The organism is Pullulanibacillus pueri (assembly GCF_014639255.1).
Lineage (GTDB): Bacteria > Bacillota > Bacilli > Bacillales > Sporolactobacillaceae > Pullulanibacillus > Pullulanibacillus pueri.
Map to the genome: position 1 here is coordinate 220,576 of NZ_BMFV01000001.1, position 20,693 is coordinate 241,268.

Annotated in this window: 18 protein-coding genes and 1 riboswitch; of the genes, 13 read left to right on the forward strand and 5 right to left on the reverse strand. The window is 39.0% G+C overall.

What is annotated here, in order from left to right; all coding sequences use genetic code 11:
- Positions 1 to 38 precede the first annotated feature (38 nt).
- The 3 genes from IEV91_RS00960 to IEV91_RS00970 form a co-directional block, all read right to left on the reverse strand.
- The gene (locus IEV91_RS00960) at positions 39 to 3,170 is read right to left on the reverse strand and encodes an efflux RND transporter permease subunit (RefSeq protein ID WP_188495140.1); all 3,132 of its coding nucleotides are present in this window, start codon (positions 3,168 to 3,170) and stop codon (positions 39 to 41) included.
- Positions 3,154 to 3,633 (reverse strand): MarR family winged helix-turn-helix transcriptional regulator, encoded by a 480-nt coding sequence (locus tag IEV91_RS00965; RefSeq protein ID WP_188495142.1) that lies wholly within the window; start codon positions 3,631 to 3,633, stop codon positions 3,154 to 3,156. Before IEV91_RS00965 ends, IEV91_RS00960 begins: the two co-directional genes overlap by 17 nt.
- 142 nt (positions 3,634 to 3,775) lie before the next feature.
- Positions 3,776 to 4,027: a sporulation protein gene (locus tag IEV91_RS00970; protein ID WP_188495144.1), complete on the reverse strand. Its 252-nt coding sequence runs from the start codon at positions 4,025 to 4,027 to the stop codon at positions 3,776 to 3,778.
- 134 nt (positions 4,028 to 4,161) lie between these two features.
- On the opposite strand from IEV91_RS00970, the gene IEV91_RS00975 reads away from it, so the two are divergent.
- The 3 genes from IEV91_RS00975 (at position 4,162) to IEV91_RS00985 (ending at position 6,688) form a co-directional block, all read left to right on the forward strand.
- Positions 4,162 to 4,737, forward strand: a complete 576-nt coding sequence (locus IEV91_RS00975) for an isochorismatase family protein (RefSeq protein ID WP_188495146.1) — start codon at positions 4,162 to 4,164, stop codon at positions 4,735 to 4,737.
- A gap of 320 nt (positions 4,738 to 5,057) precedes the next feature.
- A complete protein-coding gene (locus IEV91_RS00980; RefSeq protein ID WP_188495148.1) occupies positions 5,058 to 5,678 on the forward strand; it encodes a DUF47 domain-containing protein in 621 nt (206 codons plus the stop codon).
- 11 nt (positions 5,679 to 5,689) lie between these two features.
- A complete protein-coding gene (locus IEV91_RS00985) occupies positions 5,690 to 6,688 on the forward strand; it encodes an inorganic phosphate transporter (protein ID WP_188495150.1) in 999 nt (332 codons plus the stop codon).
- Between the two features lie 132 nt (positions 6,689 to 6,820).
- Here the strand turns inward: IEV91_RS00985 and IEV91_RS00990 are convergent, their stop codons facing one another.
- Complete coding sequence (locus tag IEV91_RS00990; RefSeq protein ID WP_188495152.1) at positions 6,821 to 6,994, reverse strand: aspartyl-phosphate phosphatase Spo0E family protein; 174 nt, start codon at positions 6,992 to 6,994, stop codon at positions 6,821 to 6,823.
- A 262-nt stretch (positions 6,995 to 7,256) separates the two neighbouring features.
- Here IEV91_RS00990 and cbpB point away from each other — a divergent pair, with 262 nt between their 5' ends.
- The 7 genes from cbpB (at position 7,257) to IEV91_RS01025 (ending at position 13,972) form a co-directional block, all read left to right on the forward strand.
- Positions 7,257 to 7,718 carry a cyclic-di-AMP-binding protein CbpB gene (gene cbpB / locus IEV91_RS00995; protein ID WP_188495154.1) on the forward strand — a complete coding sequence of 154 codons (462 nt, stop codon included), beginning with the start codon at positions 7,257 to 7,259 and terminating at the stop codon, positions 7,716 to 7,718.
- 69 nt (positions 7,719 to 7,787) lie between these two features.
- Entirely contained in the window at positions 7,788 to 9,293 is a 1,506-nt protein-coding gene (locus IEV91_RS01000; protein ID WP_188495156.1) for an MDR family MFS transporter, read from the forward strand.
- Between the two features lie 47 nt (positions 9,294 to 9,340).
- Positions 9,341 to 10,204: a transcriptional regulator CcpC gene (ccpC, locus tag IEV91_RS01005; protein WP_188495159.1), complete on the forward strand. Its 864-nt coding sequence runs from the start codon at positions 9,341 to 9,343 to the stop codon at positions 10,202 to 10,204.
- Between the two features lie 94 nt (positions 10,205 to 10,298).
- A complete protein-coding gene (gene dapD, locus IEV91_RS01010; RefSeq protein ID WP_188495161.1) occupies positions 10,299 to 11,018 on the forward strand; it encodes a 2,3,4,5-tetrahydropyridine-2,6-dicarboxylate N-acetyltransferase in 720 nt (239 codons plus the stop codon).
- A 74-nt stretch (positions 11,019 to 11,092) separates the two neighbouring features.
- Positions 11,093 to 12,217, forward strand: coding sequence for an N-acetyldiaminopimelate deacetylase (locus IEV91_RS01015; protein WP_188495163.1), 1,125 nt, complete (start codon positions 11,093 to 11,095; stop codon positions 12,215 to 12,217).
- A 79-nt stretch (positions 12,218 to 12,296) separates the two neighbouring features.
- Positions 12,297 to 12,542, forward strand: coding sequence for a YkuS family protein (locus IEV91_RS01020; protein WP_188495165.1), 246 nt, complete (start codon positions 12,297 to 12,299; stop codon positions 12,540 to 12,542).
- Positions 12,543 to 12,685: 143 nt separating this feature from the next.
- Positions 12,686 to 13,972: a hemolysin family protein gene (locus IEV91_RS01025; RefSeq protein ID WP_188495167.1), complete on the forward strand. Its 1,287-nt coding sequence runs from the start codon at positions 12,686 to 12,688 to the stop codon at positions 13,970 to 13,972.
- 456 nt (positions 13,973 to 14,428) lie between these two features.
- Here the strand turns inward: IEV91_RS01025 and IEV91_RS01030 are convergent, their stop codons facing one another.
- Positions 14,429 to 15,286: a mechanosensitive ion channel family protein gene (locus IEV91_RS01030; RefSeq protein WP_373284380.1), complete on the reverse strand. Its 858-nt coding sequence runs from the start codon at positions 15,284 to 15,286 to the stop codon at positions 14,429 to 14,431.
- A 97-nt stretch (positions 15,287 to 15,383) separates the two neighbouring features.
- On the opposite strand from IEV91_RS01030, the gene IEV91_RS01035 reads away from it, so the two are divergent.
- From IEV91_RS01035 to IEV91_RS01045, 3 genes are all read left to right on the forward strand, one after another.
- The gene (locus IEV91_RS01035; RefSeq protein WP_188495170.1) at positions 15,384 to 15,935 is read left to right on the forward strand and encodes a peroxiredoxin; all 552 of its coding nucleotides are present in this window, start codon (positions 15,384 to 15,386) and stop codon (positions 15,933 to 15,935) included.
- A gap of 489 nt (positions 15,936 to 16,424) precedes the next feature.
- Positions 16,425 to 18,185 carry an ABC transporter ATP-binding protein gene (locus IEV91_RS01040; protein WP_188495172.1) on the forward strand — a complete coding sequence of 587 codons (1,761 nt, stop codon included), beginning with the start codon at positions 16,425 to 16,427 and terminating at the stop codon, positions 18,183 to 18,185.
- 12 nt (positions 18,186 to 18,197) lie between these two features.
- Positions 18,198 to 20,030: an ABC transporter ATP-binding protein gene (locus IEV91_RS01045; RefSeq protein ID WP_188495175.1), complete on the forward strand. Its 1,833-nt coding sequence runs from the start codon at positions 18,198 to 18,200 to the stop codon at positions 20,028 to 20,030.
- A 314-nt stretch (positions 20,031 to 20,344) separates the two neighbouring features.
- Positions 20,345 to 20,534, forward strand: a riboswitch (cobalamin riboswitch).
- Positions 20,535 to 20,693: the final 159 nt, after the last annotated feature.

Genomic DNA, 20,693 nt, shown 5'->3' on the forward strand with positions numbered 1-20,693 from the left:
CATCCGGTGATACGGACGGCTGCTTTTTTTAAGAGTTCTTATTCTCCACGCTTAAATGGCCACCAGTTGGCAGTACCAAAGGTTCGAACCATGACTGGAATGAATAGGGGTAGGATGAGAAGGTTGTAGATAATTAGCCCTAGAATAATTATCATCGCAATTTCCATCAATTCTGTAACCCCTGAAGGAATCATGGCTGCAAATGTGCCACCTAATATAATCGCGGCAGATAAAATAACTGACCCCATATTTTTCATTGCCTCTAAAATAGCCTCTCTGACAGGGAGATCTTTATATTCATTAAAGCGATCCATTAAGAAAATACTGTAATCAACACCTAAAGCGACGAGCATGACAAATCCAAAGAATGGTATAGCCCAGTTTATCCCTGCGTAACCAAAGAAGTGCTCAAAAATCTTTTCAGACATGCCCATAGAGGCATAATACGTTAAAATCAGCGAACCGATGATATAAATCGGCATCACGAGCGATCTTAACAGGAAGATCAGCACGATACCGATGCCGATAAGCATCAATAAGACGGTATGATTATAATCTTTATTCGAAATGTGACTGAGATCGTTAAAGGTGCTTGTGGCTCCACCAATACCCACCTTTACATTCTCAAGAGGTGTGTCTTCTGTCGCTCTATTCACGGCTGCTTTCACCTTGTCAATTTGGTCGAGTGCAGTTTGAGAATAGGGATTGACATCGAAAACAACATCGAGCTTCGTAATTTTACGATCCGTTGACATGTAAGTGTCTAAGGATTGGGTGAAATCTTTATTCTTTAAAGCTTCATCAGGAATATAGAAGCCACTTAGTGCACTATTGCTTTTGGATAATTCATTTAGAAAACTGCTGGCATCATCAAGTCCACCTGATACTTGATGGAGTCCATCGACAGAATCATCTAAGCCTTTGACGAGTTGGTTCATTTGATCATCTAAACCAGAAAAACCATTTTTTAATTGGGTTTGCCCGCCAATCACACCATCAAATCCCTTGGTGATGGAAGGGATATTTTGAATGGCCTGACCTTGACCATCTGCTGTTTTATTCAATCCGGCTTGGAGTTGATCAAGCCCAGCAATGAGTTGCTCTAACCCTTGATTAAATGTCTTTTGGTTGTCGAGAAGGGTTGCAAACCCCTTGTTGGCTTCCGTCATGCTCCTATTGAGTTGGTTGAGGCCATCTTGCAATTGTTTCATGCCATCCAACAGACTCGGATTCTTTGAGTTGTTCGATTGGTCATTGAGCAAAGCATTTAAGCCACCTAATCCTTGCTTAAAGTAGGAATCATCTGCAGCATCAGGGTGCTCAGTAGCATAGGCTTGGAAAGCATCACGGATATTCGGTAAATTTTTCAATCCGTCATAGATCTTTTGGTAATTTGAACGAATGTCAGTTAACCCTGTTTGCATTTGCTTGTAACCCTCAAGGATTTTGTTGCTATTTGTTAACAGTTCTTCAGCTCCGTCTTTAGCCTCTTGCAAATGTTGTTTAATGTCACCGGCACCTGAGGCACTCTGCTTTATACCACCTTGGATGTCTTGCAATCCACCTTGAAGTTGCACAACGCCCTTTTTTAAATCCTGAGTTCCTGAGATAAGATCATCAATGCCTCCAGTGGCTTGTTTGAGCTGTGGGCCAGAATCTGCTAACTGACTGCCGGCATCATGGAGTCCGTCAGCAATTTTGTTGATCCCATCATTGGCATCATTTAAGCCTTTATCAAGTGTTTGTGCTTGATTAGGTACAAGGAAATCCTTAATCGGCTCTCCGAGAGGCTGCGTTGCACTTCGAACAGTGTCAACATGGTTGACTTTTTTGACTTCACGGGTGATGGCTTCAATGGTTTGTAAATATTCCCGGTGATTCATGTTCTCATCATTTTTTAAAACAATACTTGTAGGCATTGCTTCACCAGGATTAAAGTTGTCAGAAATAAGGTTGAAGCCTTTAACTGAATTGTAGCTATCACTCATTTCACCGACACTATTAAAGGAACGGTCACCATGATAAGTGATTAAAAAAGGAACGGTAATAACGGCGACGATAATAAGGGCGATCAAGGGACGTGCGAGTGCGAAACGGCCCATACCGCCCCAGAATTTATTCTGACTATGACCTAGGTTCTTATTCACCGGCCAGAACAGTTTTGTTCCTAGTAAGGACATGATGATGGGGACAATGGTCACCAGCGATAAAATTAAAAAGGCGATTCCCACCGCAACCCCGACAGCAGATTGGTAGATATTAAAAGTTGAAAAGCCAATAGCAGCAAAGCCAATAAAAACAGCAATAGAGCTAAAAAATACGGTTCGACCACCATTTTTAAATGTGTGAACTATCGCATCATCTAAGGTTTCATGTTTAGGGATTTCTTCTTTAAAGCGATTGATGAGTAAGATACAGTAATCTGTCCCGATACCGAAGAGGACGGCAACAAGAAATATTTGTGTAAAGTTAGAAATCGGAAAGTTAAACCAGTCAACGAGAAAAGCAACCACTGCTTGTGAAGCAAGAAAAGAAATGCCGACAGCAACAAGTGGGAGAAAGGGCGCAATTAAGGATCTGAAGACAATAAATAGCACTAATAATATAAAAATGACGGTCAGATATTCTGTCTTATGAAGCCCATCCTGGGTACTTTCCATTGTGTCGTTGTTAATCATCCATTCACTCGTATAGTAATGGTCAACGCTGACATTTTTTATGGTTTTATAAAGGTCGTCAGTTAGTTTCTTTGTATCCTTATTGCCGAGGCTGATATTCACATTGACGAGCATTGTTTTATTATTTTTAGAGATTAATTGATCCTTTAAACTAGGGGTGTCAAAACTATTGGTGATTTCTGTAATGCCCAGTTTGGATTGATTCGCTTTTAATTCTTGAATCCCTTTTTTTATCGCGTCATTGTCCTTCTGATCTAATCCTTTTTTATCGTAAAAGACAAGAGCGACAGAGGAGGTATCCTTACCCCCCGATTGCTTGTTCCATTCATCTAATAACTGACTAGCATCCGATGAAGAATAACCATCAGGAACTTCGGCATTTCCTTTGTCGCGGACAAGGGCACTTATATCTGGCTGTGTAACCATTAACACAACAATCGCGATGATCCATGCAGCGAGGACAAACCATTTTCCCTTAAGTATGAGTCTCATTGCCAACACCTTTCATTGTTTCAATTGTTTCTTCTAAAAACAGTGCAAGTTTTTCGTAAAGCTCAATAAATTGAATAATTTCTTGATCTTTGAAACGCTTGATGAGTTGCGAGACGAGTTCATTGATCTTTTTTTCGCACTCGTCAAAAAGTTGAACGCCTTTTGTGGTGAGAGAAAGATGAACAATCCGGCGGTCGAGGCTTTGGCGTTCACGCTTGATCAAGCCTTTTTCCTCCAAACGGCGGATGAGTGCAGTAATCGCACTTTTATTCACATTGAGGAACTGTGCGAGTTCTGAAGATGTGGTTGTTTTCCGTTTATGTATGTGGCGTAATGCGAACTGCTGATCATACGTCAATTCTGCATGAATTTCTTGAGAAATTAAATACTCACCGCGTTTGTGGATTAAATAGTTGAGTTCTTCATATCTTTCAATAATGTGATTGAGCTGGTTTTCGTCCATACAGTCCTCCTTTTTAGAAATTAGTTATCGAGGTGAATAGTTCACGTGTTTAACTATAATCAGAGTCTAGACCGCCGTCAATATAAATCCCCCTAAAAGTAAGGGGGATAATTATGACCATTTTGTGAACTTGAATGTAACCCTAATAGAGTTGCTCGTACATTTCATTCAATTGGGCAATTCTCACGTGATCGGCTTCTTGTTTGGCGTAATCTAATTCAACAGCCAATAACTCACTTAGATATTGTTTCTCTTCTTCATCTAAGGCTATCGCAAATTGTTCTTCGTTCTCATAGTAATGATCTTCTAGTTTTTCGTAAATTCTATAAGCCGTCTCATTTTCATCGATCCAATTTGATAGGGATTCCTTCACATAACTTAAAGTAAAATCCATGATTGTCCTCCTCAAATCAAGATAATGGTTGTATTATTCCCAGATTAAAGTGAGGTATGTGGGCAAATGATAAGAGTATTATATGATTGAAGTGTTACAATGAGAGAAGAATCTTTTTAAAAGGGGTAATATATATGACTCAATTGTTTCAGGATCCAAAGAAAACAGCGCTTGTTGTGATTGATTTACAAAAGGGCATCGTGGCTATGAACAGTCAGCCATATGAAGTTCAAGAAGTCGTTCAAAATAATGTGAAATTGGCAGAGGCCCTAAGAGCTAAGGGAGGTCTAGTCACTCTCGTCCATGTTGATTTTCTCGATGGACAAGATGCATTAAAGCCAGTAACAGACGCTTCAGCCTCATCAAGTGGGGAACGTCCAGAAGGGTTTTCAGAAATACTTCCTGAATTAGGGCCTCATGAAGGGGATCTTGTCATCACTAAAAGACAATGGGGAGCTTTCTTCGGAACGGAACTCGATTTACAGCTTCGCCGTCGCGGGATTGACACCATTATTCTCACGGGGATTGCCACGGGTATTGGTGTTGACACTACTGCGCGTGAGGCTTTTCAAAGGAATTACCAACAAATTTTTGTTCAAGATGCAATGAATGGAATAACTCAGGAAGAACATGAATATACCGTTAACCATGTCTTACCTAAGATGGGGCGGGTAAGGACAACAGCAGAAGTCCTTGATGCGCTTAAATAATGAAACCATAAAGCTTTGCATGAAAGTGTAAGGCTTTTTTGGTGTTTATAACTGAGAGACATATTCCAAATGAATTTGGGGAAAAAGAAACAATAAATAAAAAGAGTAAACGTTAAGGAGATTTCAGTTTTGTAAAGTTTTATTAATTTTGTTTGTCTTTTGGACAGGTTTTGCTAAAATGAAATCGATTGTGTAAAAAGTTTTGTCGAAGGGATACATAATTTTAGTGTTCAATACTTCGGTCAATTTCGGAGTTGAATCCTCCTTAGTTATTGGAAGATACCCTGAGGAATGAAGTATAAATGATGAGGTGATGGTTAGTGATTTTTACTCCAAAAAACGACAAATTTTTAAACATGCTTAAAACAATTTCTACTAATTTAGAAGAAGCAGCACAATATTTTGTTGATTTTAAAATTAAAACGCATGAGGATCTCGTTGAATTTTCCAAGGCCATGAAGGCTTATGAAAAAAAAGGCGATGTGTATATTCATGAGTTAATTGTTGATCTCAACAAAACGTTCATTACTCCTCTTGAAAGGGAAGATATTCTTGCTTTAGCGATGAAGCTGGATGATGTTCTGGATGGTTATGAACAATGGGCATCACGTGTTGAAATATATGAATTTACAAGCTCGGATGATTATATGATCCGATTTGTCGACCTCCTTTTGGAAGCGACAAAAGAGATTGCTGAAGCCGCCCACCATTTGTCGAGACGAAAGCTACAGAATATCCGAAAACACGTTATTAGAATTAATGACCTTGAGTCCGAATGTGACGACATACTTCAAGAGAGTATTCGTGAGTTGTTCAAAACGGAAAAGGATCCTATCAAAATAATCCAGTATAAGGAATTATACGAAATGCTTGAACTTATTGCTGATAATTGTGAAGATGTAGCGAATACACTAGAAACCATTATAATGAGAAATTCATAAGGGGTATTTTGATGGACAGCTTATTTTTTTTGACTATACTCATCGTCATTTTTGCTTTAGGCTTTGATTTTATTAATGGCTTTCATGATACAGCAAATACCATTGCCACTTCAGTGTCGACTCGAGCGCTAAGTCCGAAGATCGCTATTGTTTTAGCCGCAAGCATGAATTTCGTTGGGGCACTCACATTTACCGGGGTCGCTAAAACGATTGGAAGCGGGATTATTGATCCCTTCCATATTGAAAATGGTTCAGTTATTGTCCTGTCAGCACTGATATCAGCGATTTTATGGAATTTAGTGACGTGGTACTATGGCATACCGAGTAGCTCTTCCCATGCTATTATTGGTTCATTAGCTGGTGCCGCGATTTCTGCGCTTGGTTTTCATGCTTTAAATTATCATGGCTTTATTAACATTATTATTGCCCTGGTTGTATCACCAATTTTGGCTCTAACCATTGGCTTTATTGTTATGACTCTTTTGCAGCTGATTTTCCGGAATTTTAATTTAGGTAAGACGAATAGGGGCTTTCGAGTCTTTCAAATTTTCACAGCGGCCATTCAATCCTTTACTCATGGCACAAATGATGCACAAAAAGCGATGGGGATTATTACGCTGGCATTAGTGAGTGCTAATTTCACATCTTCAATGGACATCCCGATGTGGGTAAGGTTGGCGTCTGCAACGGTCATGGGACTGGGAACCTCTATTGGCGGTTGGAAAATTATTAAAACAGTTGGTGGTAAAATCATGAAGATTAAGCCGATCAACGGGGCAGCCGCAGACATATCCTCTGCGAGTATTATTTTTGGTGCGACGCTTATCCATCTACCTGTCAGTTCGACTCACGTCATCTCATCTTCTATTATGGGTGTAGGTTCTGCAGAACGGGTGAAAGGTGTAAAATGGGGAACAGCTCTGAATATCGTTTTAACTTGGATCATCACGCTTCCGATTACTGCTATTGTTGCAGCTCTTATATATCAATTATTAGCTTTGTTTTTATAGTGGATTAAAAATTGTGAAGCAAGACCAAGGCCTAAAGGCGCGTTTCTATGGGTTTTCTTTATGAATACTTCTAACAGAGCACTTATCCTTAAGGACAAGTGCTTTGTTTCTTACACGAATAAGTACATATGGTTAACTTATGTTTCTATACATCATCTGAGTGGTTTTTAGATATTGACTTTTTTGGTAATGAGCAATGAGAATATCGAGCTCTTTACTGCATTCAAGTGTTATGCTGGCATGAATACCAAATCGATTGGCTGTTTCTATGAGCTGTTTTCTTTTTTGTTCTATATCTTTAATCATTTCAGCTACTCCTTTTATTATATACTTGGCATAAGTTAATTATATTATCGTACAAAAGTCCCTTGTTTTAAACCGTTTCGTCGAAATCATACATAAAACGACATTTTTATTTTTGTATAATATCGGAAAAGTGTTCGTTTCTATTTTTATTTGACGCGTTTTTTTTGCAAAGAAAAACAGTGACGGAACAAGTTTTAATATGCTAAAATTATGGAAAAGGCTTACAGAAAGTCCCTTCATGAGATGAGAGAGGATGAAGTTCATGAAGAAAATGACAAGTGAGGACGTCTTTAAAAAAAATATTATGGAATTAGTTATTCCTGCAGATAAGGTGGCTCATGTTCAATCCATAAATCCACTTGAACATGCTTTATTAGTTTTAATGAAAACAGGTTATTCAGCGATTCCTGTTTTAGACCGGGATTCTAGATTGCAAGGGGTCATTAGTAAAACATTAATATTAAATAATATTGTAGGTATCGAGCGGATTGAATATGAAAAGCTAGGGGAACGGATTGTAGAATCTGCCATGAAAAAAAATCCTCCTCTATTAAGAGTAGGAGATGATCTATTATCTGCGATAAAGCTTTCGATTGATCATGCTTTTATATGTATAGAAGATGATAAGGGGATATTTCAAGGCATCCTTCCGCGCAGCTCGCTATTAAAATTTTTAAACCACTATTTGAGAGACATTAGTCGTTCAGTTACAGATCAGCCTTAACGGCTGGTTTTTTTATGTTTAATTCTTATATAATGATGAAGAAGTTATCGAGAAACTCGAGGTGATGAAATGGAGCAGGTTGCTGTCCTTACTGATAAAGATAAAAAAAGACGTTCACTAGTGTTAGGTTCATTGATTTTAGGCATGTTCATGGCGTCAATAGAGGCGACGATTGTAGCCACCGCAATACCTGCTATTGTAGGAGATCTGGGTGGTTTTAAGTTATATAGCTGGGTATTTTCTGCCTATTTATTGATGAATGCCTTGACCATTCTGATCTATGGAAAACTTTCCGATCTATTTGGGAGAAAACCAGTTTTTCTTTTTGGACTTATTGTTTTTTTGATCGGGTCTTTGTGTGCAGGGTTCGCTGGATCCATGAAGTTGTTAATTCTTTTTCGAGTGATTCAAGGGTTAGGGGCAGGCGCTGTTCAGCCCATTGCCATGACCATTGTGGGGGATCTCTATACTATAAAAGAACGAAGTCAAATTCAAGGCTATTTGTCAAGTGTCTGGGGAATATCGGCTATTTGTGGTCCGGCGCTTGGTGGTGTATTTGTAGAATACATAAGTTGGTCATGGGTATTTTGGATTAACCTTCCCCTTGGCATATTGTCGATTATCGGTATTCTTATTTTCTTTAATGAAAAGGTTGAGAAGCAGAAGCATTCGATTGATTATTTAGGCTCATTTCTTATGTTTGTGGTGATCTCCTCATTGATGATTGTCTTAATTCAAGGGGGAGTGGCTTGGTCGTGGCTATCTTTACCTGTTTTACTCTTGATTCTTCTTTTTGTCATCGGCATTATTTTATTTATATGGAGAGAACGAAAGGCCCAAGAACCTGTTGTTCCTTTAGTCATCTGGCAAAATCCATTAATTGCGATTGCCAATACAGTTAGTTTAACCACTGGAATTGTGACGATTGGTTTGACAACGTTCTTACCATCGTTTGTCCAGTCCATTATGGGTCAATCGGCTATTATTGCAGGATTTACGTTAACGACAATGTCTATAGGCTGGCCGCTTTCCTCTACCATTGTTGGTCGGCTGTTGCTTAAGCGAAGCCACCGCTTGCTGTTAACAATAGGTGGTGCCTTCCTTGTGGTTGGTGGGATTCTCTTTTTCCTTTTAAACGGAGAGAAAGGGCCTATCTATGCAGCGATAAGCTCGTTTGTGATTGGTCTTGGTATGGGTTCAACAAGTACCATTTTTATTGTGGCCATTCAAAATAGTGTGCCCTGGAAACTTCGTGGGGCCGCGACATCTTCCAATATGTTTATGCGTATGCTAGGAAGCGCTATAGGCGCAGCTTTACTCGGGGGACTTTTAAATACCCGTCTACAAAATTTTATAAGTGAGCATGGCGCCAAAGAGCACCTTACCATCAATTCTGCCAATGCCGTGTTAGAAAATAAAAGTGTGAACCTATCTGCGCATGCGATGGCGTTGCTAAAACATGGTCTTGAGGTCGCTTTACATTCTGTTTATATTGGTGTTTTTATTTTTACAGTCATTTCTTTAATTTTGATTATCTGTATCCCTAAGAAGTATTTTTCGTCGCGAGATGAGTAAACAACGGGATGCGTGAGCAATATACGAACGACTTGGAGGTAGAGTACGTGCAAAGAAGTGACTTACAAATTATCTTCGTATTAGGTGAAGAAAAAAACATGAGAAAAGCAGCGGAGCGACTATTTGTCTCACAACCCGCATTAAGTCAGCGCCTGCAATCCATTGAACGTGATTGGGGGACTCCGCTATTTGTCCGTTCAAAGCGAGGGCTGGACTTAACACCTGAAGGGGAAAGAGTGGCTCAGTTTGCAAAAGAAACGATAGAAAAAGAAGATAAGCTGCGTGAAAGTCTTATTTCTGATCAATCAGAGGTGTATGGCACGCTTAAAATAGCGGTGGCTTCTATTATTGGTCAATATTGGCTTCCGAAGGTTCTCAAGCGTTTTGTTGAGCGCTATCCCCTTGTCAAGATCTCACTGGTGACAGGGTGGTCTAGTGAGATTCTCCATCATATGTACGAGGATGATGGTCATATTGGGATTATTCGTGGGAATCCTAAATGGCGGGGATATAAACGTCATCTGTTTACGGATGCCCTTAATCTTGTAGATACAACGCTTGAGAGTCTGGAGGAACTTGATAACTACAAAAAACCCTTTATACAGTTTCGCAGTGATTCAACTTACTATCAGGAAATTCAAGACTGGTGGCATAACCACTTTAAAAAAACGCCGAAGCGGACTATTATTGTGGATCAAATCGAAACCTGTAAACAAATGGCTTTGAATGGTATTGGCTATGCGATCTTGCCATCGGTGAGTTTGACTGATCGTGATTACGGGATTAATAAAATTCCTCTTGAGGATAAAATGCGCCAGGGCATTGAGCGAGATACATGGCTTTTGGCTCATGAAGATGCGATTCAGCTCAAACAGGTGAAGGCTTTTATTGATCTTTTAAATGAAGAATGATAGGAATGTAGCGAACCATTATAGACTTTTATGTCGAAATTCGATAACATTATACACGACTCTATAAAAGAGGAAGATTGAGGAGGAGATCAATGTGAAACAAATGGATGCTAACGAAATCATCTCTTTCATCCAAAATAGTGAAAAATCAACGCCGGTGAAAGTATACATAAAAGGTCAATTGTCTGATATTGACTTTGGTCAAGACATACAGGCGTTTGTTAATGATAAAAGTGGAGTTATTTTTGGCGAATGGAAAACGGTTCAAGAAGTATTAGATGAAAATACTGACAAGATAGAAGACTACGTCTTAGAAAATGATCGTCGTCACTCTGCCATTCCTTTACTTGATTATAGAAAGGTTCAAGCCCGTATTGAACCGGGAGCTATTATCCGTGATCAAGTCGAAATTGGTAAAAATGCAGTGATCATGATGGGTGCAAGCATTAATATTGGTGCGGTGATCGGAGAAGGCACCATGATTGACATGAACGTCGTTCTCGGCGGGAGAGCAACGGTAGGAAAAAACTGTCACATTGGTGCAGGTACAGTTCTTGCAGGTGTCATTGAGCCACCATCAGCACAACCTGTTGTCATTGAGGATGACGTGGTTATTGGTGCTAACGCGGTTGTTCTTGAAGGCGTAACAGTTGGAAAAGGCGCGGTCGTTGCTGCTGGTGCTGTGGTTATTGAAGATGTTAAGCCCAATACAGTTGTAGCAGGAACGCCTGCTCGAGTCATTAAGGAGATCGATGATAAAACACGTTCCAAAACAGAAATTAAGCAAGAACTTCGTCAATTAAAAGAAGATTAATGGTCAAGCAGGGTCCTAAAAGATGAGGACCCTGTATTTGTAGTCTTAAATGCTATCCATGAGGTGAGTGGGAAATGGGATTAGATCTTATTCAAACACGTCGAAGCTTCCATCGGATACCGGAGCTCGGCTTTCAAGAACATAAGACACAAGCACTTATTTTAAACACTCTTGAATCTTTTTCCGCTGGTGAGCGACTATCGATAAAAACATGGAAGACGGGTGTTCTTGTTTTCATTAGAGGGACGCAACCTGAGAATCATAAGACGAAGGCTTATCGTACGGATATCGACGGTCTTCCGATTCAAGAAGAGACGGGCTATGATTTTTGTTCTGAACATGAGGGGAATATGCACGCTTGTGGGCATGATTTTCATATGACGATAGCGCTTGGCGTCATTGAACGTTTAATTGCAGACCCCCCTGAGCATAATGTCCTTGTCATTTTTCAACCTGCTGAAGAAGGTCCTGGTGGCGCCCTTCCTATGCTAAAGAGTAGTGAATTTAATGAATGGCGTCCTGATGAAATTATGGCTCTCCATGTGGCCCCTGAATATCCTACGGGGACGATTGCGACACGAGAAGGTCTTCTCTTTGCCAATACGTCAGAACTATTCATTGATCTCAAGGGTAAAGGGGGCCATGCGGCTTACCCTCATTTATCTAATGATATGGTTGTGGCCGCAAGTCATTTTGTCACTCAAATCCAGAGCATCGTTTCCAGGCGTATCGATCCTCTTGATTCCGCAGTGGTTACTATAGGAAAGGTTACCGGCGGGACAAAACAAAACATCATTGCAGAAACGGCACGAATCGAAGGAACGCTGAGGGCACTTGACCCTAAAACAATGGATCAAATTAAGCGGTCAATAAAAGCACATCTTGTGGGAATTGAAGCATCATTTGAATGTGATGCTGAGATTGATTTTGGTTCAAATTATTATCAAGTTTATAATCATTCCCAGCCAACATCTGATTTCATTGATTATTGTCGGTCTAGTAACTATCCTTTAGTTATCTGTAAAGAGGCGATGACAGGAGAAGATTTTGGTTATTTCTTAAAGGACATTCCTGGCTTCATGTTTTGGCTAGGGGTCGATTCAGAAGCGGGCTTACATGCGGCAAAATTCAAGCCAGATGAAAATGCACTTCATATGGGTGTTGAGATTGTTACAGGATATTTAAAAAAAGCTTTTTAATCAAGCTATTCGTATAAACCTCCAAAGAGATTGGCATGATATACATGTATTGCGTTATTATTCGAGGAGGTGCGAACAAGTGGCAAAGATTGCAGTTGAAGAAACCTTAACAGATGTTCAACAAGCATTAGAGGAAAAAGGGTATCAAGTGGTTCCTTTTAGACAGGAAGCTGACGCCAAAGATTGTGACTGCTGTGTCATTTCTGGAGTGGATGAAAATGTTATGGGCGTACAGGATATTGTTACAGAGGCTCCAGTCATTGATTGCCGCGGAATGGATGCCAATCAAGTATGTGAAGAGGTTGAGCATCGTCTAAGTCGATAAGTAAACATAACGTGTAGGCAGCCAATTAAGGCTGCTTTCTTTATACATAATGAAACCATTATATAGATTGTTTCGTATATTTAGGGAAGAGTTTTGAACACATATAATAATGTAAGAACAAGTTTTTTTAGGAGAAATGAACAGTGACGCTTAAATTGATCATTCTGATTCTACTTATTTTACTCACCGCCTTTTTTGTTGCTGCTGAGTTTGCTATTGTGAGAGCCCGCAAACTTAGAATTGAATTATTGGCTGATCAGGGGAATAAGAAAGCTATAGCTGCAAAGAAAGTCATTCATCAGTTAGATGAATATTTGTCAGCCTGTCAATTGGGCATAACGATGACTTCTCTAGGGATTGGGTGGCTTGGTGAGCCCACCATTGGTCATATGATTGAAGACCTTTTTGGGGTGTTTTCCTTTTCAGGGACGCTTTCGGTTACAATATCGGTTATCCTTTCCTTTTTATTTGTGACTATTTTTCACGTTGTTTTGGGAGAACTTGCCCCAAAGACATTCGCGATACAAAAAGCTGAAGCGATTGTGATGATGGCAGCTCAACCCTTAATTGTGTTTAACATTATCGCCTATCCTTTTATTTGGATACTGAATGGTTCAGCGAATGCGATTGCTCGTTTGTTTGGCGCCAAGCCAATGTCTGAGTCGGAAACCATACATACTGAAGAAGAGCTTAGGCAGATCCTCTCTGAAAGTTATAAAAGTGGGGAAATTAATCAATCTGAATATAAATATGTAAACCGAATATTTGAATTTGATAATCGAACCGCTCGTGAGATTATGATTCCAAGAACCGAAACGGTTTGTCTCTATTTAGAAGAGTCTCTTGAGGCCAATAGGGAAATCATGGCTGAAAGTACATTTACAAGATATCCTGTTGCAGAAAATGATAAGGATAACATTATTGGTCTTATCAATATTAAGGAGCTCTATTATTCACGATTTATGGCGGATAATAAAGATGATATTAAGCAACATATTAGACCCATTCTTCATGTTTTTGAAACGATTCCCATCAAACAATTACTTGTAAAAATGCAAAAGGAACGTGTCCATATGGCCGTTTTAATGGATGAATATGGTGGAACGAGTGGGATCGTCACTGTTGAAGACATCCTAGAAGAAATTGTGGGAGAGATTCGCGATGAATTTGATACAGATGAACGTCCCATGATTGATGAGGTTGAAGAGGGCACTTATTTAGTCGATGGAAAAACACTTTTATCGGAAATTAATCGCTTTTTTAATCAAGAGCTTGAACATGATGATATTGATACGATTGGGGGATTAATTTTGGCAAAGTACCCTAATATTTCGGAGGGGATGGAGCTTCACTTAGGCACACTTAATGTTCAAATTGCGGAATTATCAGGAACACAAATAAAGAAAGTAAAGATTAAAGGAGCAGATTGATGAATACCATCATTAAAAGACGGCTTATAAATACAAATTAAGGGATATAAAAAGTTGTCACTGATGATAAGATGGTCAAGGGAGCCTTATTGAGTATAGGCTCCCTTCGCATTGCGCGTTGCTATTGCTATAGATTGCCCCGTAACTTTAAGGTGATACCTTTCCGAGCTAATAGTGTAGATCTCACTTAAAGATGTTTTAATAGCCATTTTTAAAGAGGTGTAACCTCAACATCTATAATAGATCCTAAAAAAGAGGAGGCTGGGTTAAAATTATATAAGACAAAGGCAAAACCGAACGATTTAGAAGTCGTTCGCTTTTGCCTTTGTACGTAAGGTCGCTCCGTCAAAACACTTCGCTTTTTGCGTCATAACACTTACTTATATTTAAAAATATGATTGTTCGTCTTTTGACTTGGCTTATTTCGTTATGTCCCAGCCCCTGCTGATAGACGTTTTAGCCCTGTGAACGCTCTTGTTTATGAACCATGACTTGATGCGGAAATGGAATTTCGATATTGTGCGCATCAAGTGCTTCCTTAATGGCTTTTTTAAGCGTCCGTTCAACTCCGAATTGTTCACCGTTTTTAGTTTGGGCTATAACTCTTAGGACGACGTCAGAACTGTTTAAAGCTTGTACACCAATCACGTCAGGTCCTTCTACGATATTTTCCTCTTGCTGAGCAACTTGCTCACAAACTTCTTGAATGACTTTAAGTGCCTCATCTATATCCTCATCATATGAAATCCCGATATCTACTAATGCTCTCATGTTTCCTCGAGAATGGTTGCTTAAACTTGAAATGTTTCGATTAGGGATAAAATGAAGAATGCCATCAAAACCTCTCACTTGTGTTGTTCTTAAGCCAACCTCTTCGACAATGCCATTATAGCTTCCAATGGTGACCACTTCGCCAACATCCATTTGTTTCTCCAATAAAATGAAAAAACCAGTAACGACATCACTGACAAGACCTTGTGCACCGAACCCAATGGCAAGACCTACAACACCAGCCCCAGCAATTAGACTTGCTGTGTGAATCCCTAATGTGTTGAAGATCATTACAATCATGATGAAAATGAGAACATAGGATAGAATGTTGTTGACGAGTTTTTCCATTGTATAAACACGAGCTTTTGTGGCTTGTTGCTTCTCTTGGTAAACCTTAAAAGCTTGGTTGATAGCCTTTTTTCCTATCCCTTTAAAGATAAAGAAAAGGATCAAGATTAAAATAATCTTAAGAATTTTAAATCCTAAATTTGTCGCAAGATATTCCCATAAATTATTAAAGATATCTAATGACATGTAATGCATCACCTCAAATTTTAAAAATGTATGTATACTATTCGTCTAGTATAGCGATAATAATAGTAGAATTCAAACGAAGTATAGTGAGTACGGAGGGATACATATGTTAGGACAAATGATAGGGAAACAGGCACCTCGCTTTGAGATGGAAGCCGTGATGCCAAATAAGGAGTTTGGTAAGGTAAGTCTTGATGAGCATATAAAGAATGGGAAGTGGACCATTCTATTCTTCTATCCTATGGATTTTACATTTGTATGTCCGACGGAAATAACAGCCATCAGTGATCGTTACCAGGATATTACAGCCTTTAATGGAGAAGTTATTGGAGTGTCCACCGATACAATTCATACCCATAAAGCTTGGATCAATACGCCACGTGAGAAAAACGGGTTAGGTGATTTAAATTATCCCCTTGCCGCTGATACTAATCATGAGGTGGCTAGGAACTATGGGATACTTATAGAAGAAGAAGGAATTGCGCTACGAGGGTTGTTTATTATTGATCCTAAAGGAGAATTAAAATATTCGGTGGTTCATCACAATGATATTGGACGCGATGTTGATGAAATATTAAGAGTACTACAAGCACTGCAAACAGGTGGACTTTGTCCGGCCAATTGGAAACCAGGTCAAAAAACACTCAATGCTTCTTGATTGACTTTGGTTTCCTTGAAGAATCGGACATATTGCCCGGTATTTCTTAATAAAACAGAGGAATAAAACGGAATGGGGAGGAGGGCTTTAGCTCTTTCTCCTCATTTTTAATAATCAATGAGGGGTATTTAATACAGAAATGATACTTAAAAACAGTCGAACGCCTGTTTTTATTTTTTTTGTTTATTTTTGGAGTCGTTTTATTAGATAATGCATAATAATGGTGGTATTATGTGTTTTGTAACAATTTAGACCACTTAAAAAAAGGGGAAATTCTTTTTGAAACTAAAACATGAATCGTAGATATTGGGAGATAAGGATAGTAAAAAGTATTAAAAATATAATTTCATTTTAAAAAACCGTAAATTTGATTTAAAACATTGTAATTTAAGTCAATTTGGTTCATTTAGTTTGTGGTTAAATATTTCGAAATCCGTTATATTTAGTAATGTTACAATTCTAAGCGATATGGAGTAGGTGGTGACCCCCATGGATGTTTTTAAGCGATTAAAGGATTTTTATTGGCCTTACAAAAGATTTTTCTTCGGATCGCTCTTTTTCTTATTTTTCGTAACAGGGATTACGGTGCTTTATCCAGTCTTTTTACAGCAAACGATTGATAAAGTCGTAAATAAACAAAATTACGGCTATGCAGCATTCCTTGCAATTGGGTTTATTCTTATAATGATTGTAAAAGGGTTTTCGGCATATTACCAACAGTATTGGGGTGCGAAATTTGGTATTAATGCGGTGTATGAATTGCGAAAAGCATTATATGCAAAATTGAACACTTTACCCTTTCGTTATTATGATAATGCTCGAACAGGCGACTTGATGTCACGATTAACACAAGATGTTGAAGGGTTTCGCTTCTTCCTTTCAGCTGGGATGAGCCAGCTCATCAGATTTATTTTTATGGTTACATTTAGTTTAATTATTATGTTTGTTTATTCATGGCAGCTGGCGATTGTGACTCTCATCATGACACCTTTTCTTACATTTACAGTTATGAAATTTGATAAGAAGGTGCATCCGGCTTTCCGTGCCATTCGACTTTCAATGGGGCGGATGAATACGCGAGTTCAAGAAAATATTAGCGGTATGAATACTGTTAAAGCCCTTTCTCAAGAAGATGAAGAAATCAAGCGTTTTGCGGTAACAAATGAAGATTATAAAGAAAAACAAATTTTCACAGCGAACATATGGGCAAAATTCTTCCCGGTCATGGAGTTTATAGGAAATTTATGTGTGGTTGTGCTTTTAGGTTTTGGTGGTTACTTAGTTATTCATTCGTCGATGCAACCTGGAGAATTAATCGCCTTCTTTAGTTTAGTATGGTATATCATGGGTCCATTGCAGGATCTAGGGTTTATCATTAACCAATTTTCACAGGCAAAGGCTTCTGGTGAGCGTCTATTACAAATCCTAGATGAACCGTCTGAGATTGAATCACCAGCGGATGCATATTCACCTGAAAAAATTGCAGGAAAAGTACAATTTAACCATGTTACTTTCCAGTATCCAAATGAAACCGTTTATGCTTTAAAAGATGTTACTTTTGAAGCAAGACCAGGTCAAGTCATAGGATTAATGGGGGCAACAGGCTCTGGTAAATCGACTATTACACAGCTAATTGCACGCTTCTATAATGTCACAGAAGGGCAAGTGTTAGTCGACGGCGAACCCGTTGAACGCTATTCTTTACCTGTCTTAAGAAAAAGCATTGGTTATGTTCTTCAAGAGAATTTCTTGTTCTCTTCAACTATCAGGGATAATATTGCCTATGGGAATCCTGACGCCAAATTAGAAGACGTCATTGATGCCGCTAAAAGAGCTCAGGCGCATGAGTTCATCGAGGGTTTACCTGATGGTTATGATACGGTCTTAGGCGAACGGGGACTTGGGCTCTCTGGGGGCCAGAAACAAAGGATTTCAATCGCCCGTGCACTGTTAGTCAACCCAAGTATTCTTATTCTGGATGATGCAACAAGTGCAGTAGATATGCAAACAGAAGCGAAAATTCAAAAGGCCTTCCGTGAATTGATGAGAGGAAGAACAACCTTTATTATTGCTCACCGAATTTCTTCTGTGCAACATGCTGATGAAATTCTTGTTCTTGATAAAGGGAGAATTGCTGAACGGGGAGTCCACAGTGAATTAATTCAAAATCCAGAAGGGCTTTACCGTAGAATTTATGACATTCAGTTTAAAGATAAAGATATATTAGAAGCAAGACAAAATGCTCACTAGGAGGTGGAAGTCATGGCTACAAAAAAACCTGAATCAAAATCCTTAGAAAATCGTGAGCGGTTTTATTACACACAGGATAGGATCGCAGAAAAGCCGTTTAACTGGCCACAAATGTTACGATTGTTAGGATATCTTAAACCGTATTCGAAAACCTTGCTTCCAGCTGCAGTGGTGGCATTGTTAGTGAATACAGCAGTTCGCTTATTTGTCCCTATTTTAATTGGTAAGGTAGCTTTTGACCGAGTCATTGGGCAAAGAGATACCCACGCGTTATATTGGTTAGTTGCAGCAATTGCAGCAATGTACTTAATCAATCTCATAAGCAATTATTTTCGTATAAAACTGACAAACAAGCTTGGTCAATATGTCATTTATGATTTAAGAAAAGTATTATTTAATCATGTTCAAAAACTTTCACATCGATTTTTTGATCAACGATCTGCAGGATCAGTGCTCGTTAGAATTATTAATGATGTAAATAGTCTTCAAGACTTATTTACAAACGGTATTGTCAACACACTCATGGATTTAATACAGCTTATTGGTATTTTGGTCATTATGTTCACCTTAAGCTGGCAATTAGCCTTGGCCGTCTTAGTGGTTCTACCTATCATGTTCTTCTTATCTACAAAATTCCGTAGGAAAATTCGTCGAGCATGGCAAATGGTAAGGGTAAAACTATCCAAGTTAAATTCCCACTTGAACGAATCTCTGCAAGGTGTGCGTGTGACTCAATCTTTTAACCAAGAAGTCAACAATGAAGCCTTCTTTGATGGTGTTAATATTGAGACAAGAGAGACGCAAAACCAAGCGCAACAAAAGAGTGCGACGTTTAGTCCGTTTGTTGAAGGTGCTAACGCTGTGGGTTCGGCCATTCTCATTTGGTTTGGTTCTTACCTCATTCTAAATAGTGGTAATGTAACAACAGGTGTATTTGTTTCATTTGCATTTTATTTAGGAATGTTTTGGGATCCTATTTCTCGTCTGGGGCAAACATATAACCAGTTATTAATGGCAATGGCCTCCTCTGAACGTATTTTTGAATTTCTTGATGAGAAGCCTATTGTGAAGGATAGTGAAGCTCCGGTGAGTATGGAGCATATAAAAGGGACCATCGATTTCGAGGATGTTGTCTTTTCATATGATGATAAACGAAATGCGCTAAATCATATCAACCTTCATATGAATGCAGGAGATACCATTGCGTTAGTAGGACATACGGGATCAGGTAAATCAACGATTGCCAATCTCATTGCACGCTTCTATGATGTAACAGGCGGTAGCGTCAAATTTGACGGGATTGATGTCCGTGATATCAATTTAGAAGAGCTTAGAGCCAATGTCTCTACTGTTATCCAAGATACCTTTATTTTCTCTGGTACTATACTTGAAAATATTCGTTTCGGGAGACCAGGAGCTACAGATGAAGAAGTCATTGCCGCTGCTGAAGCAGCAGGTGCTGATGATTTCATTAAACAGCTTTCAAATGGTTATGAGACTGAAGTAGAGGAACGTGGAAATATTCTATCTGTTGGTGAGCGTCAATTGCTTTCTTTTGCAAGGGCATTACTCGCGAATCCTAAAATTCTAATTCTTGATGAAGCGACTTCAAGTATTGATACGGAATCTGAATTGAAGATTCAGGAAGCAACAGACAAGTTACTTGAAGGTCGAACCTCAATTATCATTGCTCACAGATTATCTACGATCCGTGAGGCTGACAAAATTATCGTACTTGAGAATGGGAATATTCTTGAACAAGGGACACATGATGAACTCATGGTCCTTGGTGGAAAATATTACGAGCTTGTCATTAGCCAATTTGAAGCCTTAAACGCAAGTTAATGCATCTAAAAAAACCGTCAATAGATAAAACTATTGGCGGTTTTAATATGTTAATGATGACGATAATACTGGTGTTTTAAACATGAAAAAGACATGCCAGGGCTATAAGTGAGTTCACCTTTTCAATAATTATTGGACGTTCTAGCTTTGGTTGTAGCCACAAGGATGCTTATAACCGAGGGCTCTTGATTAGAGAGGGGACCTTTTTAAACACCTTTTAATCCTCCAAATAAAGATCAATGCCCAGTGTCCAGTTTTTGTTAATTTAATATTTGTTGACGGTGTGAGATTGATAGACTACTATATAAATGACAATTGAATGCTTGAGAATAGGTTGACGTTGAGATTCATTTAAAACGTCATGAAAAGGGAAGCCGGTGTAATTCCGGAGCGGTCCCGCCACTGTGAATGTGAATGCCCACTTGTACCACTGTCGATAAAACGGGAAGGTTGTGAAGCATGATGATCATGAGCCAGGAGACCTGCCTATTCGAAATCACCGATGATACCTACGCGGATAGGGAGGTGTGGATACTCTGAGTGTTTGCAAGACACATATGAGTTTTACATACTTTGACATCTCTGTAGGGGATGTTTTTTTGTTTGGAGATAAGCCTTAGGCATAGTGAATGATGCTTGAGGGTTGAAAAAAACACGAAAGTG

Excerpts from the sequence above, each read along its gene's own strand:
- IEV91_RS00960 (WP_188495140.1), bottom strand. The coding sequence starts at position 3,170 with ATGAGACTCATACTTAAGGGAAAATGGTTTGTCCTCGCTGCATGGATC.
- IEV91_RS00965 (WP_188495142.1), bottom strand. The coding sequence starts at position 3,633 with ATGGACGAAAACCAGCTCAATCACATTATTGAAAGATATGAAGAACTC.
- IEV91_RS00970 (WP_188495144.1), bottom strand. The coding sequence starts at position 4,027 with ATGGATTTTACTTTAAGTTATGTGAAGGAATCCCTATCAAATTGGATC.
- IEV91_RS00975 (WP_188495146.1), top strand. The coding sequence starts at position 4,162 with ATGACTCAATTGTTTCAGGATCCAAAGAAAACAGCGCTTGTTGTGATT.
- IEV91_RS00985 (WP_188495150.1), top strand. The coding sequence starts at position 5,690 with ATGGACAGCTTATTTTTTTTGACTATACTCATCGTCATTTTTGCTTTA.
- IEV91_RS00990 (WP_188495152.1), bottom strand. The coding sequence starts at position 6,994 with ATGATTAAAGATATAGAACAAAAAAGAAAACAGCTCATAGAAACAGCC.
- cbpB (WP_188495154.1), top strand. The coding sequence starts at position 7,257 with ATGAAGAAAATGACAAGTGAGGACGTCTTTAAAAAAAATATTATGGAA.
- IEV91_RS01000 (WP_188495156.1), top strand. The coding sequence starts at position 7,788 with ATGGAGCAGGTTGCTGTCCTTACTGATAAAGATAAAAAAAGACGTTCA.
- IEV91_RS01015 (WP_188495163.1), top strand. The coding sequence starts at position 11,093 with ATGGGATTAGATCTTATTCAAACACGTCGAAGCTTCCATCGGATACCG.
- IEV91_RS01030 (WP_373284380.1), bottom strand. The coding sequence starts at position 15,286 with ATGCATTACATGTCATTAGATATCTTTAATAATTTATGGGAATATCTT.
- IEV91_RS01035 (WP_188495170.1), top strand. The coding sequence starts at position 15,384 with ATGTTAGGACAAATGATAGGGAAACAGGCACCTCGCTTTGAGATGGAA.
- IEV91_RS01040 (WP_188495172.1), top strand. The coding sequence starts at position 16,425 with ATGGATGTTTTTAAGCGATTAAAGGATTTTTATTGGCCTTACAAAAGA.
- IEV91_RS01045 (WP_188495175.1), top strand. The coding sequence starts at position 18,198 with ATGGCTACAAAAAAACCTGAATCAAAATCCTTAGAAAATCGTGAGCGG.